14 protein-coding genes are annotated in these 13,689 nt (G+C 65.7%); 10 read left to right on the top strand and 4 right to left on the bottom strand.

The window, feature by feature from the left end; genetic code table 11:
• Window positions 1-5 precede the first annotated feature (5 nt).
• The 4 genes from ACSFC7_RS06290 to ACSFC7_RS06275 form a co-directional block, all read right to left on the bottom strand.
• Window positions 6-1,688 carry a class I adenylate-forming enzyme family protein gene (locus ACSFC7_RS06290; protein ID WP_436346877.1) on the bottom strand — a complete coding sequence of 561 codons (1,683 nt, stop codon included), beginning with the start codon at window positions 1,686-1,688 and terminating at the stop codon, window positions 6-8.
• A gap of 125 nt (window positions 1,689-1,813) precedes the next feature.
• A complete protein-coding gene (locus ACSFC7_RS06285; protein WP_436346876.1) occupies window positions 1,814-2,185 on the bottom strand; it encodes a (2Fe-2S) ferredoxin domain-containing protein in 372 nt (123 codons plus the stop codon).
• On the bottom strand, window positions 2,182-2,934 hold the full coding sequence (locus tag ACSFC7_RS06280; protein ID WP_436346875.1) for a CbtA family protein: 753 nt from the start codon (window positions 2,932-2,934) through the stop codon (window positions 2,182-2,184). The genes ACSFC7_RS06285 and ACSFC7_RS06280 overlap by 4 nt, the downstream gene beginning before the upstream one ends.
• Entirely contained in the window at window positions 2,934-3,122 is a 189-nt protein-coding gene (locus ACSFC7_RS06275; RefSeq protein WP_436346874.1) for a CbtB domain-containing protein, read from the bottom strand. The genes ACSFC7_RS06280 and ACSFC7_RS06275 overlap by 1 nt, the downstream gene beginning before the upstream one ends.
• 1,097 nt (window positions 3,123-4,219) lie before the next feature.
• Between ACSFC7_RS06275 and ACSFC7_RS06270 the strand changes: the two genes are divergently transcribed.
• The 10 genes from ACSFC7_RS06270 (at window position 4,220) to ACSFC7_RS06225 (ending at window position 13,676) form a co-directional block, all read left to right on the top strand.
• Complete coding sequence (locus ACSFC7_RS06270; protein ID WP_436346873.1) at window positions 4,220-4,585, top strand: hypothetical protein; 366 nt, start codon at window positions 4,220-4,222, stop codon at window positions 4,583-4,585.
• Between the two features lie 398 nt (window positions 4,586-4,983).
• Window positions 4,984-6,018, top strand: coding sequence for a monovalent cation/H+ antiporter subunit E (locus tag ACSFC7_RS06265; RefSeq protein WP_436346872.1), 1,035 nt, complete (start codon window positions 4,984-4,986; stop codon window positions 6,016-6,018).
• Window positions 6,015-6,296, top strand: coding sequence for a cation:proton antiporter (locus tag ACSFC7_RS06260; protein ID WP_436346871.1), 282 nt, complete (start codon window positions 6,015-6,017; stop codon window positions 6,294-6,296). The genes ACSFC7_RS06265 and ACSFC7_RS06260 overlap by 4 nt, the downstream gene beginning before the upstream one ends.
• On the top strand, window positions 6,293-6,679 hold the full coding sequence (gene mnhG / locus ACSFC7_RS06255; protein ID WP_436346870.1) for a monovalent cation/H(+) antiporter subunit G: 387 nt from the start codon (window positions 6,293-6,295) through the stop codon (window positions 6,677-6,679). Before ACSFC7_RS06260 ends, mnhG begins: the two co-directional genes overlap by 4 nt.
• A complete protein-coding gene (locus ACSFC7_RS06250; protein WP_436346869.1) occupies window positions 6,676-7,215 on the top strand; it encodes a DUF4040 domain-containing protein in 540 nt (179 codons plus the stop codon). The genes mnhG and ACSFC7_RS06250 overlap by 4 nt, the downstream gene beginning before the upstream one ends.
• A complete protein-coding gene (locus ACSFC7_RS06245) occupies window positions 7,215-7,742 on the top strand; it encodes an MnhB domain-containing protein (protein ID WP_436346868.1) in 528 nt (175 codons plus the stop codon). The genes ACSFC7_RS06250 and ACSFC7_RS06245 overlap by 1 nt, the downstream gene beginning before the upstream one ends.
• On the top strand, window positions 7,735-8,094 hold the full coding sequence (locus tag ACSFC7_RS06240; RefSeq protein ID WP_436346867.1) for a cation:proton antiporter subunit C: 360 nt from the start codon (window positions 7,735-7,737) through the stop codon (window positions 8,092-8,094). Before ACSFC7_RS06245 ends, ACSFC7_RS06240 begins: the two co-directional genes overlap by 8 nt.
• Window positions 8,087-9,700: a monovalent cation/H+ antiporter subunit D family protein gene (locus ACSFC7_RS06235; RefSeq protein WP_436346866.1), complete on the top strand. Its 1,614-nt coding sequence runs from the start codon at window positions 8,087-8,089 to the stop codon at window positions 9,698-9,700. Before ACSFC7_RS06240 ends, ACSFC7_RS06235 begins: the two co-directional genes overlap by 8 nt.
• Window positions 9,700-11,853 (top strand): proton-conducting transporter transmembrane domain-containing protein, encoded by a 2,154-nt coding sequence (locus ACSFC7_RS06230; protein WP_436346865.1) that lies wholly within the window; start codon window positions 9,700-9,702, stop codon window positions 11,851-11,853. Before ACSFC7_RS06235 ends, ACSFC7_RS06230 begins: the two co-directional genes overlap by 1 nt.
• On the top strand, window positions 11,850-13,676 hold the full coding sequence (locus ACSFC7_RS06225) for a Na(+)/H(+) antiporter subunit D (protein ID WP_436346864.1): 1,827 nt from the start codon (window positions 11,850-11,852) through the stop codon (window positions 13,674-13,676). The genes ACSFC7_RS06230 and ACSFC7_RS06225 overlap by 4 nt, the downstream gene beginning before the upstream one ends.
• The last annotated feature ends 13 nt before the right edge of the window (window positions 13,677-13,689 follow it).

The raw sequence follows: 13,689 nt of genomic DNA, 5'->3' as shown, positions 1-13,689 counted from the left end.
GTGTCTCACTCGGTGAATCGATCCTGCACCCGATCCCGCAATAGCGTTTTCTGTACCTTCTCGCCGTTCGGTCCCTCCGTCGTCGGGAACTCGATGACAAATTCGAACGCCGCGGGTACCTTGTAGTCGGCCACCCTGTCGTCGAGGACCGACTCGAGGTCCGCTGCGGACACGCTGTCGTCTCCGTTTCCGTTACTTTCGTTACCGTCACCTCCGTCACCGTCGGCGATGACGAACGCGACCGGCACCTCTCCGTGACGGGGGTGTGGCGCGCCGACGACTTCGCAGGACCGAACGCCGGGGTGGTCCTCGACGGCGGCCCCGATCTCTCGAGGCGCGACGAGAAAGCCCCGCGTTCGAAGCGCGTCGTCGAGTCGCGAGCGGTAGTAGACGTAGCCGTCATCGTCCGCGGTCCCGAGATCACCGGTGTAAAACCACCCTGACTCGTCGAAGGCCTCGGCGGTCGCCTCGGGCTTCCCCAGATAGCCGTCCGCGAGCAGGTAGCCCCGGAGGGCGAGTTCGCCCTCCTCGCCGGTCGGTAGCTCCTCCCGGGTCTCGGGATCGACGATCTTCGCGTCGATCGCCGGATGGATCGGCGGCCCGCCGACGCGTTTGCAGCGTTCGATCGGGTCGTCCGGATCGCCGACGAAGATCTGGCTGTTCGCCTCCGAGAGCCCGTAGGGCTGGACCACGGGGAAGCCGAACGTCTCTTCGATGCGCTCGAACAGGGTCTCGTCGTATCCCTTGCTGATAAAGCCGACTACCCCGCGTTCGATCGTCTCGACGCGCGACCGCGCGAAGGACTCGTCCTCGAGCAGCCGTTCGAACATCGCGCCGAGTCCGGTGAGTGCGGTCGCGTCGTACTCGTCGACCAGTCCGAGGGTCGTCTCGGGGTCGAAGTGGGTCTGCGCGACGAGCGTCGCGCCGGTCGCGAGGTGGCTGAACAGGGTGTTGTACCCCCAGATACCGCAGAACGGGAGCGTCGCGACGCCGGTGTCGCTAGCGGTCACTCCGAGGTGGTCCGCGACGTGGGCGGAGTGGTTCAACAGCGACCGACTCGACTGCAGGCAGCCCTTCGGATCGCTCGTCGTGCCGCTCGTGTAGAAGACCGCCGCCTTCGCGGTCGGATCGGTCGCCGGCTCGAGCGAGTCTCGCTCGCTCTCCAGCCGGTCACGGCCCGTCTCGACCACGCTCTCGTAGCCGCGCACTGCTGCCAGATCGGCATCGGGTTCGAGGCTGACGACCGCCTCGAGCGAGGGAATCGAGTCGGGAGCGAGCGAGTCGGGCGACTGCGTGGCGACTTCGGGGACCGCCGTCTCGAGCATCTCGTGGTAGTTTCGGCCGAGCAGCGACTCCTCGGTGACGAGCACGCTCGCTGCCGAATCGGTGAGTATGTACTCGAGTTCGTGGGTCCGGTAGCGCGTGTTGACGGCGACCGTCGCCGCGCCGAGGAACGACGTCGCGAGCTGGCAGACGATCCACTCGGGCCGGTTCCCGAGCCAGACGGCGACGATATCGCCCGTCGAGACGCCCAGGTTGGCGAGCCCGTGAGCGAGCGCGCGACTCTCCTCGAGCAACTCCTCGTACGCCCACGCCGTCCCCTCGAAGACGACGGCCGACTGATCCGGTCGCTCCGTCGCGACGGTCGATACTCCCTCGTAGATGGTCTCGTCCGGCCACGCGAGCATTGATCCTGCCTCAGCAGTCGGAACGCGGCGATAAAATCGTTGTGTCGTGTGACCGTTCCACAATCACCGGTACCGTCCATCGATTGCCGCGCCGGTCTGCCGTGGCCGATCGTCCCAGTCGTGGATCAGTCGTCGGCGACCGGTCCGCCCTCGCCGACTCGACCGTTGTACTCGTCGCCGACGCGGTCGGCGTTCGGGCCGAACTCGGCCTCGAGGAGTGCCGGGACGTCCTCGGGCCGGACGTCAGAGTACCACTCGTTGCGCGGCTGGATCGCGATCGCGGTTCCGCTCTCGCTACAGAGACCGAGACAGCCGGTTTCGGTCACCGAGATCGGGCTCCAGAACGCGTTGCGCTCGCGCAGCCAGGATTTGACGGCCTCGAGCGTCTCCCGTCCGCCGACCTCGGCACAGCAGGCGTACTCCGAGTCGCGCTCGTTCGTACAGACGAACACCTGTGCGGCGAGTCGGTCGCGCTGCTCCGCGGTGCGTCGTTTCATGAGTCGGAGAGCAACTCGTCCTCGAGCCGCGTCGCCTCGTCGGCCGGCCGAACGTGACCGAGCAGCCAGCTGAAACTCCCGGCGACGACCAGCCAGAGGGCGGCCTGACTCAGAACGGTAAGCCCCTGGAACGCCGTGACGAGGTTTCCTGGCAGGTCGCCGTGGTGGGTGACCGTCGGCGTGGCGAGCGAGACGACGGCGACGAGGGCGACGACCGGCAGCGCTCCCACGGCGACACCGAGGAGCCGACTCCTGGGCGCCGTGCGATCGTAGCCGAGGATCGCCGCCGCCGCGACGAGCGCCCCGACGACCATCATCCCGGCGTAGATCGCGACGCGGGTCCCCGTGCCGACGGTCTGTTCTGCCCCCGGCGCCGTCGGCGGGAGGACGAGCCACGGGGCGACGGAGACGGTGAGGAATCCGGCGCCGGCCAGGATGACCGCCTTGACGGCTCTGGACCCGGGCAGCGCCGGCTCGAGCAGGTAAAACGCGACGGCGAACAGTCCGCCGAGGAGAATCCCCCAGAGGACGCCGCTCCCGACGCTGACGAGGGCGGTCGTCGTCTCGCCGACCGCGTGTGCCGACTCGGCTGCATGGTCGTGGGCGTGTCCGGCCTCGTGTGCGTGCTCGTGGCCGAGTCCCTCCACGTACTCGACCAACGGGTTCGCGACCAGCGCCACGTAGAGCCCGTAGGCGACGCCGGCGACCGCGCCGGCGAGGACGCCCCGCTCGAGGTAGTCAGTCAGCATTAGTGACAGGTGATCCCGGCCGCGTGCCGGAAGTTGTGCATCGAGTCGTGAGCGACGGGATCCTGCAGGAACAACAGCGTGAACCCGAGAGCCGCGACGAGCAACAGGCCGGCCGCGAGTCGCTCCGGCGTAAGTTCACTCCGTGCGGTGACGATACGATCGTGAACGGTTTCGTTCGTCCGTGACATAAACTCGAGTTTCGCTACTGCAAATATGGTTGTAAATGTATCGATCGACTGCGCGCGGCGTCGTCTAACGGGGGACTGCGCTGCAGCGGTACTCGATGACGATTCCGGCGCGAGGAGCGACATTGCCGTACTTTTCACGGAGACCGCTCTCATCGCTTACGTCGCTTCCGACGGGACGCAGCAGTTCGGGTAGACCGCTCGAGATCGGAATCAGGCACCTCGCTACCTCCGAGAAGTTCGTCGACGACTACTTTCGGCGCTCATCTCGCACGATCTTCGACGGCGGTTCCTCGCCGAGTAGCGGACGCCCCCGGTCGTCGTGGCCGTCAGAGACCGGATAGTTCTCGGGTGATCGAACCGTAGCTGGCCGGACCGACGTCTACTGTCGCGAACGGCGCGTTCAAGGAGGCGGGAATTGATTGACTCTCTCCCCGAGAAGCCTCTCCGGGGTATTCCTCTGCTATTAGGTAAAATATATATGGGTATTATAAATGAGACAAGACATACTGTCGCCCGACGGTCCGTCTGAAACGTATTTCATTGAACAATAGCAATGCTCTGATTTATATTAAAAGGTATTATATGTTTGCCCACTGGACGATGCCGCTTAGCCGTCTCAGTATAGGCGCCTGACACTGATCGGCCGTCTATCGTCTCTGTTCGGCGAATATCGCACGCTCCTGCTGAAACATACGTGATTTCGTATAATAGAGCGTCTTAATGCCCGCTCGCCTACCGTTATTTCTTCTGATGATCACCATCAGGAACATTTCTGATACAGTAGCTGATTTGAAGCCCGTTTAAGGAAGAGAGCGCTGGTAATTCTCTTCTACTCATACTCTCAGAGTTGTGCTCTGAAGGGGTAAAAAACCGTGGAGATATTCTTTCTAACTTACGGATTCAATGTTCACGGAGCAAATTCCATGCTGTTCACGAAATTATGCCTCGTGTTTAATACCGATAGCAACGGGATCACAACTCGGGCAACGTAGACGCGGGACGGCGTGGGTCCCAGCAATGGGGCGCCGCCTCAGGAGGCTTACCCAGCTTACCAGCGGCGACGCCGTCTTTCTCTACGTGCCCGAGCATAATCAAACATGAAGCGAACACTTGCAACCCTACTGACGCTGGCTTTGCTCAGCACCCTGATGGTTGGCGGCTTTGCCGGCGCTGCCGCCGCCCAGGAGGTCGAACAGGAAGCCGAAGACGTCGAATTCGACGCTGAGATCGATCAAGAAGCGACCGCGACGACTACGCAGATTCAGGAGGACATCGAACAAGAGAACGAAGTCGAGTTAGAAGACGTGGAAGTGGAAGCCGAATCTGAAGGCGATTACAGCCCGACTGCTGCGACCCTGGACGTTACCACGCAGAACGTGAACAACCAGGAAGCCACGACGGCCGCGACGAACTTCGCTGAAGTCGATCAGGAGCTCGAACAGGAATCCGCGATCACGCCGTAAGGACAGAGTGCGCGTTTCACCGATGCCGGGCGCGGAATAGACTGCGGGAAGCGATCGTATCACCGCAGGCCGATTTTTTTGACGTTCGTCCGCGTTCCGAAACTGCGAGAACGCTCGATTCGTACTGAGGGTGCGTCGATCTCATCGGCCAGAACCTCACCCCCGGTAGCAGGGAAACCGTCGTCAGCGATCGCGGCCTCGGGTCGGCGAGTTCCCCCTCGCCCAGCGTCACGAGTGCGGTGTGAAACGTTTCGAATTACCGGGAAGGACGCGGAAAAATTCGGCGAACCGGCGGACTGTGCGGCAGATAACGAAATCGTTTTCCTACGGCTACCGCTTGACTCCACTAACGACGAGTGTCATGAGTATCTACCGACGGTCACCTGGAGGGATGTGCCATGGCGGTTGAACGAGTACTCGTACCGCTGTCGGACACGGTGACCGTCCGGCAGACGGTCGGCTACGCGGTTCGGTCCGGCCTCGAGTCCGCCGACTCGCTCGAGTGCCACCTGGTGATCGCGCTGCCGTACGACGACGACGTCCCCGAGGGACAGCGTCTGCGCGACGACGCGGAGGCGTTTCTCACGCGAGCGGAGAACTGGGTCGAAGAGGACGTCGAAGACGCCGACGTGACGATCGAAACCGCCGTCCTCGGTGCCGACGAGTACCTCTTCGGCCCCCGCGATTACGCCGAGATCTTTCGGACCTACGTCGACGACCACGATATCGACCGGATCGTGCTCGATCCGGAGTATCATCCGGGCGTCACCGCGCCGATGCTCCAGCCGCTCGAGCGCGAACTCGACTCCGTCGGAGTCGCCTACGACGAGGCGCCGGTCGAACGGCCGGCCCGCCACGGACGGCTTCAATCCCGCACTGAGAGCTTCGACCGCCTGTTCGCGCTGTTCTGTATCTCCTACGGCTTCTTCCTCGTGCTCGGGGACCCGACGTACTGGTTCGATCTCGTCACCGGTGCGGCGGTCGCCGGAATCGTCTCGATTTCGCTCGCACACGTCACCTTCTCGGTCCCGCTGAACCGGGTGCTGTCGCCGTTGCGCGCTGTTCGGTTCGTCTGCTACGTCCCGTACCTGCTCTGGGAGATCGTCAAGGCCAATCTCGCGGTGTCGGCCGTGATCCTCCGGCCGTCGATGCCGATTCAGCCGTCGCTGACGCGGGTCAACACGCGGGTTCGAAGCGGCCTGCCGCTGCTCGCGTTGGCCAACAGTATCACGCTCACACCGGGGACGCTGACCGTTCGGGCCAACGACCAGCAGCTGATCGTCCACACGCTGATTCCCTCGGCCCGCGACGACCTCTTCGACGGCGGCCTCGAGCGGGCCATCCGCTTCGTCTTCTACGGTCGCGACTCGGCCGCGATCGCGTCGCCGCGGGAACGCGACGACGCCGAGATCGTCGGGGGTGACGAGCTATGACGCCGGCGTCGCTCGAGGACGTCTTCCTCGCCGCCGCGGCGCTGTTCGTCGTCCTCGCGATCGCGATGTTCTATCGTGCGGTCGCGGGACCGACGACCCAGGACCGGCTGCTGGCGGTGAACGTCCTCGGGACGAACACGGTCGTCATCCTCGCGTTGCTCGCTGCGGGATTCGATGAGCCGTGGTTCCTCGACGTCGCGCTGATCTACGCCCTGTTGAACTTCCTGATGTCGGTCGCCATCTCGAAGTTCACCGTCGAACGAGGTGGGGTGCTGTGATCGAGACGACCCCGCTGCAGGTGACCCTCGAGACGGTCCGCTTCTGGGCGGTCGTCGCGCTCGTCGGCCTGGGCCTGCTCTTCACGCTCGTCTCGGCGGTGGGCGTGCTTCGCCTGCCGGACATCTACTCGCGAGCGCACACGGCGTCCCAGACGGACACGCTCGGGGCGGGGTTTGCCCTCGCCGGCGTCGCGCTGGCACTCGGCTGGCAGCACGCGACGGTGTACACCGTCCTGTTGCTGTTTTTCGTGTTCATCACGAACCCGACGGCGGCCCACGCCATCGCTCGCTCCGCCGCGGAGACGGGCGTCGAGCCGCTGCTGGCGGAGGAACCGGACGACGCCGACGCTCCCGCGGAGACCGACGGAGGTGAGCAGCGGTGAGCGCGTTCGCGTACACGCTGGCCGTCTTCATCCTCGCGACCGCGGTCGCGACGGCGCTGTTCCGGGACGTGCTGTCGGCGATCATCGTCTTCGGCGCGTACAGCCTCGGAATGGCGATCCTCTACACGTTCCTGCTCGCGCCCGACGTGGCGATGACCGAGGCCGCGATCGGCGCCGGCGTGACGACGATCCTGCTGTTGCTCACGATCGCGCGGACGACCCGACCGACGACCGATCGCCTCCTCGAGCGGATCGACCTGCCGGCGGTCGTCGCCGTGGGCGCGTTCGTCGTCGTCTGTGCCACGCTGGTGCTGCCGGAGATGTACGCGGTCGGCGATCCGTCCGCGCCCGTCTGGGCGAACGAGGACGTCACCCAGCACTACATCGAGGAGGCGTACGATCAGACGGGCGTCCACAACGCCGTCACCGCCGTCCTCGCGGCCTATCGAGGGTTCGACACCTTCGGCGAGGCGGTCGTCGTCTTCGCCGCCGGCGTCTCCACGCTGCTCGTGTTGAAACGCGAGGTGTTCGCCTGATGCCCGACTCCTACGACGACACGTACACCGAGAGCCAGGTCATCATGACCACCGTGAAGATCATCGCCCCGTTCACCCTCACGTACGGACTGTTCATGGTCCTCCACGGGGCGGACACCCCAGGCGGGAGCTTCCAGGGCGGCGCCATCGTCGGCGTCACCGTCCTCATGCTCGCCTTCGCCTTCGGGATCGACCCGACTCGACAGTGGCTCCGAAACTCCTTCCTCGTCGGCCTCGTCACCGGCGGCGTCGTCATCTTCGCCGGCATCGGGCTGGCGACGATCGTGCTTGGCGGCAACTTCCTCGAGTACGATCAGTTCTACGACGTGCTCGGGATCAAGGGCAAGTGGGGGATGGAGGCCATCGAGATCGGCGGGATCGCGCTGATCGTCTCCGGCGTCGTCATCACCCTCTTCTTCGCGATGGCCTCGGGCTTTACGCCCGAGCGCCGCAGCGGGAGCGGGTCCAACGAGTCGCCCGGGACGGCACCCGGTCCGACCGACGCGGAGGTGAGCGACGATGATTGAACTGCTCGCGAACCGCTACGCCTACCTGCTGCTGTTCGTCCTCATGGGAATCGGGATCTACATGATCATCGCCAACGAGAACCTCGTCAAGAAGCTGATCGGCGTCAACCTCTTTCAGACGGCGATCTTCCTGTTTTTCATCGCGATGGCCTTCGTCGAGGGCGGAGCTGCACCGATCGTCCCCAACGAGGGGAGCGAGGTCGCGAGCCCGCTGCCCCAGGTCATCGTGCTGACCGCCATCGTCGTCGGGATCGCGATGACGGCGGTCGGCCTCTCGCTGATCATCCGCATCTACTCGGAGTACGGGACGCTTCGCGAGGACACTCTCAGGGAGGTGCGTGCCGATGAGTAGCGTCGACTTGATTCTTCCCCTGCTGATCGTCGCGCCCATCGTCGCGGCGACGCTTCCGATCGCCCTCGGACTGCGGTACGATCGGTCCGGCTGGTCGGTCGCCGCGATCACGACTAGCGGGCTGTTCGCCGGCGCGCTCTCCCTCGCGACTGTCGTCTACAGCGACGGGCGGGTGATTCACGCCCTCGGCGACTATCCGCGCGAGTACGGGATCGAACTCGTCGCCGACCAGTTCTCGATGCTCGTCGTCCTGCTCGTGACGGCCGTCGCCGCCGGCGTCCTCGCGTACACGCGCCGCAGCGGCCCGCGCGGAAACACGTTCTACAGCGCGTACCTGCTGCTAGTCGGCGGCTTACTCGGCATCTCGCTGACCGGCGACGTCTTCAACCTGTTCGTCTTCCTCGAGATCTCGAGCCTCGCGACCTACGCGCTGATCTCGAGCGGCGACGGGCCGGAGGCGGCGGTCGCCGGGCTGAAGTACCTTATTCTGGGGACCGTCGCCGCCTCGATGTACCTGATCGGCGTCGGCTTCCTCTTCATGGCGACCGGGACGCTCAATATGATCGAACTCGCGGCGGCGATTCCGGCGGCCGAACGGCCCACGCTGGTCCGGGTCGCTTTCGCCTTCATCTTCGTCGGCTTCGCTGTCAAGGTCGCCCAGTGGCCCGTACACACCTGGCAGCCCGATGCCTACCAGCAGGCTCCGGACGGCGTCACGCCGCTGATCGCGGCGCTGGTTTCGACCGCCTCCGCCTACGCCTTCGCCAGAGTGCTCGTTACCGTCTTCGGGGTCGACTATCTCGCCTCGATGCCCTACGCCGGGGAAATCGTCGTCACCGTCGGCTGCGTGAGCGTCCTCGCGGGGACGACCCTCGCGGTCATCCAGCGAGACGTCAAGCGAATGTTGGCGTACTCGTCCGTCTCGCAGTTCGGGCTCATCATCGCCGCCTACGGGATCGTCATCGCCGGCGGCGCCGATACGGCGTTCGTCGGTGCCGCGATACACCTCGTCGGCCACGGGCTGGTGAAAGCCGGCCTCTTCCTCGCGGTGGGGCTCGTGGCGGTGAGCTACGACGCCCGATCCGTCGACGAGTACGCCGGTCTCGCCACCCATCGTCCGGTCGCTGCTGGCACGATCGCCGTGCTGTTGCTCTCGCTCGTCGGCGTTCCGCCGAGCGTCGGCTTCGTCGGCAAGTGGTACATCGCCCTCGGTGCCGTCGAGTCCCAGCTGTGGCCCGTTGCAGCCGTGATATTCCTCAGTACCATGCTCACACTCGCCTACGTCGCCCGCCTGCTCGAGAAGATGTACTTCACGCCGCCGTCGCCGCTCGAGTCGACCCGTCCGTCGGGATCGGTCGCGACCGACGGCGGTGACGACGACCCGGCCGGTGTCGCCCCCGACGCGGCGCTCGGATCGACGTCGGGCTCCCTCGAGTCCGACGGCGGCCCCGCTCGAGACGGCGTCGGCAGGGGCGCTCCCCACGACGTCTCCGTCGGTATGGTCGCGATGGTCGTCGCCGCCGCCGTGGCTGCGGTCGCGCTCGGCTTCGCGGGCGGCGCGTTCGCCGACCTGCTCGAGCCGTTCCTCACGGGGGTGTTCGGCTGATGGTCGAAAGCGTCCGGCCGCTGGCCGCCGTGCTGGTCTCGGCGGTCGCGGTCGTCCTGATCGTCGCCTCGCATCGCCGGCCGAACGTGCGCGAGGGGTGGTCCGTCCTGGCCGCGCTGGCCAAGTTCGGCATCATCGCCAGCATGCTCCCCGCGGTGTTGTCCGGCACCGTCTACACCTGGAGCCTGAGCGACTCCCTCGGCCTCGAGTTCCTCGCGGGGGTCGACTTCGCGCTGCGGGCGGACCCGCTGGGGATCTTCTTTGCGCTGCTCGCGAGCTTCCTCTGGATCTTCACGTCGTTCTACGCGACCGGCTACATGCGCGGCCTCGACGAGCACGCCCAGACGCGCTTTTTCGCCTCGTTCGCGGCCAGCCTTTCGACCGCGATCGGGATCGCCTTCTCCGCGAACCTGGTGACGATCTTCGTCTTCTACGAGTTGCTGTCGCTCGTGACGTATCCGCTGGTCGCACACAACGAGGACAGCGAGGCCCGCATCGCCGGCCGGAAGTACCTCACGTACACGTTCTTCGGTGGCGGGGTCTTCCTGCTCGCGGGCACCGTCATCATCTACTGGCTCACCGCGTCCGTCGAAGGGGGAGCGACCGTCGCCTTCGAAACGGGCGGAATGGAGGCGCTCGCGACGGCCGCCCAGGCCGAACCGGTCTACGCACAGGCGGCCTTCTTCCTGCTCATCGCCGGCTTCGGCGTCAAGGCCGCGCTGATGCCGCTCCACTCGTGGCTGGCCGACGCGATGGTCGCGCCGACGCCCGTCTCCGGGCTGCTCCACGCCGTCGCGGTCGTCAAGTCCGGCGCGTTCGGCATCGCCCGCGTCATCCTCGACGTCTACGGCCCCGGACTGATTCACGATCTCCCGCTCGACGTTCCGGGTATCGGCGAGGTCGGACTCAATATTCCGGTCGCCGTCGTCGCCGCGTTCACGCTCACCGCCGCGAGCATCATCGCGATGCGCAAGGACCACCTTAAACGCCGGCTCGCGTACTCGACGACTGCGCAACTGTCCTACATCGTGCTCGGGCTGTCGATGCTCCACCCCTACGCGATGGTCGGCGCGCTCTTCCACATTCCCGCCCACGCGTTCGCGAAACTCACCCTGTTCTTCTGTGCGGGGGCGATCCACGTCGAGACCCACACCGACTACATCAGCGACATGGCCGGCATCGGGAAACGGATGCCGCTGACGATGACCGCCTTCACCGTCGGCGCGGCGGGAATGGCCGGGCTGCCGCCGGTCGCCGGCTTCGTCAGCAAGTTCTACATGCTGATCGGCTCGGGCTACATGGGCGGCGAGTACTGGCTGTTCGCCGCCGCGCTCCTTCTCTCGGGGGTGCTCAACATCGCGTACTTCTGGCCGGTCGTCTACACCGCCTTCTTCGAGAGCGAGGACCGCCACGACGCCAAACCGGTCCTCGAGTTCCCTCGGGGTGGCATCTTCAAATCCTACGGCGCCGATGGCTCGACGGAATCCGTCGCCGCTGACGGGGGTGAGCGATCCAACGGTGAGCGCGAGCGGAGCGAGCGCGATCCACATCGGAACGCTTCGCGTTCCGAGGACGGATCGCGATCCTCGTCAGACCAACGGTCTGACGGTGGTGACCCGAGTGAAGCGAGGGGAACATCGGAAGACCACGGGTCTTCCGGAAGTGAGCGAGCCGGAGACGGTTCGCGATCTACGTCGGAGCGCGGCTCCGACGGTGACGACCCGAGTGAAACGAGGGGAACGCCGAACGACGAGGACGACGACTACGAGTACGCCGTCGACAGGTTCCCGAGCGACCACACGATCTCCGACGACGACACCGACGATGCCGATATCGACGCCGACGACCGCGGCGACGGAGGCGGCGAACACGTCAGCGCCGTCGATCATCACGGCGACCACGACGACCACCTCACCGGCGGCCCGCCGGCCGACGGCTGGAAACGCCGCTCGCCGTTCGGCGAGAGTACGTGGCTCATGCTGGCCCCGATCGCCGTCATCGTCACGGGCGCGGTCGTCCTCGGGATCGGCCCCGACTACGCCGTCTTCCTCGAGCTCGCGACCACCATCGTCGAGGGCGTCTTCGGCGTCGACTCGTTCGACCAGCTGCAGGGACTCTCGCTCGAGGAGGCCCTGGAGGTGATCGACGAATGATCGAGAGCGATCTGCTGACGATGGCCTATCCGCCGCTGCTGGTCTTCGCGGCGGCGCTGTTCGTCCTCGCCCTCCCGCGGATCGCCGGCTTCGCCCTCGGCGCGCTCAGCCTCGCGGTCGTGCTGGCGATCTCGCTGTTCGTCCCCGAGGGGAGCTACCTCGCCGGCACGTTCCTCGGCTTCGACGTGGTGGCGTTCTACGTCGACGACTTCTCCCGGTTCGTCGGGATCGGGCTCGGCTTCCTCGGGGCCTGTTCCGTCCTGTACGCCTACTCGAGCGAGGCGAGCCGGACGATGACGGCCTTCGCGCTGGTGTACGTCTCCTCGTCGATCGGGGCGGCGTTCGCGGGCGACTGGCTCGTGCTGGTCTTCATGTGGGAGCTGATGGCGGTGACGAGCACGCTGCTGGTCTGGCAGTACGGCGGGGACGCCGTCCGGGCCGGCTTCCGCTACGCGATCTTCCACGGCACCGGCGGCGTGATCGTGCTGCTCGCCGTCGTCGCCCACTACGTCGAGGTCGGCTCGTTCCTCTACGCCGACCACGCCGGGATCGCCGACGGACTCCCGATGCTGCTGGCGATACTGGGAATGGGCGTCAACGTCGGGTTCATCGGCCTCCACACGTGGCTGCCCGACACCTACCCTCGGCCCCACTTCGCGGCGTCCGTATTCCTCTCGGTGTTCACCACCAAGACGAGCGCGTTCGTGCTGTTCCGGGCGTTCCCCGAAGGGGAGGGACACCTCTATCTGGCGTACATGGGCGGGCTGATGTCCGTCTACGGCGCCACGTTCGCGCTGCTCCAACACGACATGCGCGCCCTCCTCTCCTACCACATTCAGGCCCAGCTCGGCTACATCGTCGCCGGGATCGGGATCGGGACCAGCCTCGCCACCGCGGGCGCCCTGGGACACCTGTTCAACAACATCCTGTTCAAGAGCCTGCTGTTCATGGCCGTCGGGGTCGTCATCTACCGGACGGGCGAGGAGGATCTCTACCATCTCGGCGGTCTCTGGCGCGAGATGCCCCTGACCGCCATCGCGTTCGGCCTCGGCGCATTCTCGATCACCGCCATCCCCGGCTTCAACGGCTACATCAGCAAGGGGATGATCTTCGACGCGGCCGATCCGGGCTACTACGGCGCGCCGGAGTATCAGGCGCTGTACTGGCTGCTGTTCCTCGGCGCCATCGGGACCCTGCTCTCGTTCATCAAACTCGGCTACTACGTCTTCTTCCACGGCGAGAGCGACGTCTCGGTCCCGGACGCCAGACCCGGCCAGACGGTCGCGATGTTCGGTCTCGGCGGTGCCTGTCTCCTCTTCGGCGTCTGGTGGCAGGGCTTCGCCGACCTCGTGCCGCTGATCGAGGAGTCGACCCACGCCTTCGAGTACTCCGGCGGCGAGAGCCACCTCCACCCCTACAGTCCGAGCCACCTCGAGACCGCGGGCATCCTGACCGCGATCTCGGTGGTCACCTTCGTCGTCGTCCGCAAACCGCTCTCGAAGCTCGATCTGTCCGATCCGGCCACGGTCGTCTTCCCGGCGGGCTACTACCTCGGCCGCTGGACGATGTTCGCGACGACCGAACTCTACGCCGCCGTCGACACCGCAGTCGTCGGCTTCGTCAAACGCTGCTACTGGCTCGGCAACAACCCCGTCCTGGCGGTCGACGCGGCCGCTCGTCGGCTGCCGATGGTCGACGTCGAGGAACGCCGCCCTGCGGACGGCGGTCGCCCGTCGACGATCCACCTCCGAACCAGTATTGGCACCACCGTCCTGCTGATTACGGTCCTGCTCACCATCGTCCTCTGGCTGCTCGTTAGCTGACCGCGCTCAGTTC

This window comes from Natronorubrum halobium, from assembly GCF_051351675.1.
In the GTDB taxonomy this organism is placed as follows: domain Archaea; phylum Halobacteriota; class Halobacteria; order Halobacteriales; family Natrialbaceae; genus Natronorubrum.
Note: the sequence above shows the minus strand (reverse complement) of the source record. Positions and strands in the feature narration are given on the sequence as shown.

What these genes read in the sequence shown, in the direction of transcription:
- ACSFC7_RS06290 (WP_436346877.1), bottom strand. Translation starts at nt 1,688, where the DNA reads ATGCTCGCGTGGCCGGACGAGACCATCTACGAGGGAGTATCGACCGTC.
- ACSFC7_RS06285 (WP_436346876.1), bottom strand. Translation starts at nt 2,185, where the DNA reads ATGAAACGACGCACCGCGGAGCAGCGCGACCGACTCGCCGCACAGGTG.
- ACSFC7_RS06280 (WP_436346875.1), bottom strand. Translation starts at nt 2,934, where the DNA reads ATGCTGACTGACTACCTCGAGCGGGGCGTCCTCGCCGGCGCGGTCGCC.
- ACSFC7_RS06275 (WP_436346874.1), bottom strand. Translation starts at nt 3,122, where the DNA reads ATGTCACGGACGAACGAAACCGTTCACGATCGTATCGTCACCGCACGG.
- ACSFC7_RS06270 (WP_436346873.1), top strand. Translation starts at nt 4,220, where the DNA reads ATGAAGCGAACACTTGCAACCCTACTGACGCTGGCTTTGCTCAGCACC.
- ACSFC7_RS06265 (WP_436346872.1), top strand. Translation starts at nt 4,984, where the DNA reads ATGGCGGTTGAACGAGTACTCGTACCGCTGTCGGACACGGTGACCGTC.
- ACSFC7_RS06260 (WP_436346871.1), top strand. Translation starts at nt 6,015, where the DNA reads ATGACGCCGGCGTCGCTCGAGGACGTCTTCCTCGCCGCCGCGGCGCTG.
- ACSFC7_RS06245 (WP_436346868.1), top strand. Translation starts at nt 7,215, where the DNA reads ATGCCCGACTCCTACGACGACACGTACACCGAGAGCCAGGTCATCATG.
- ACSFC7_RS06240 (WP_436346867.1), top strand. Translation starts at nt 7,735, where the DNA reads ATGATTGAACTGCTCGCGAACCGCTACGCCTACCTGCTGCTGTTCGTC.
- ACSFC7_RS06235 (WP_436346866.1), top strand. Translation starts at nt 8,087, where the DNA reads ATGAGTAGCGTCGACTTGATTCTTCCCCTGCTGATCGTCGCGCCCATC.
- ACSFC7_RS06230 (WP_436346865.1), top strand. Translation starts at nt 9,700, where the DNA reads ATGGTCGAAAGCGTCCGGCCGCTGGCCGCCGTGCTGGTCTCGGCGGTC.
- ACSFC7_RS06225 (WP_436346864.1), top strand. Translation starts at nt 11,850, where the DNA reads ATGATCGAGAGCGATCTGCTGACGATGGCCTATCCGCCGCTGCTGGTC.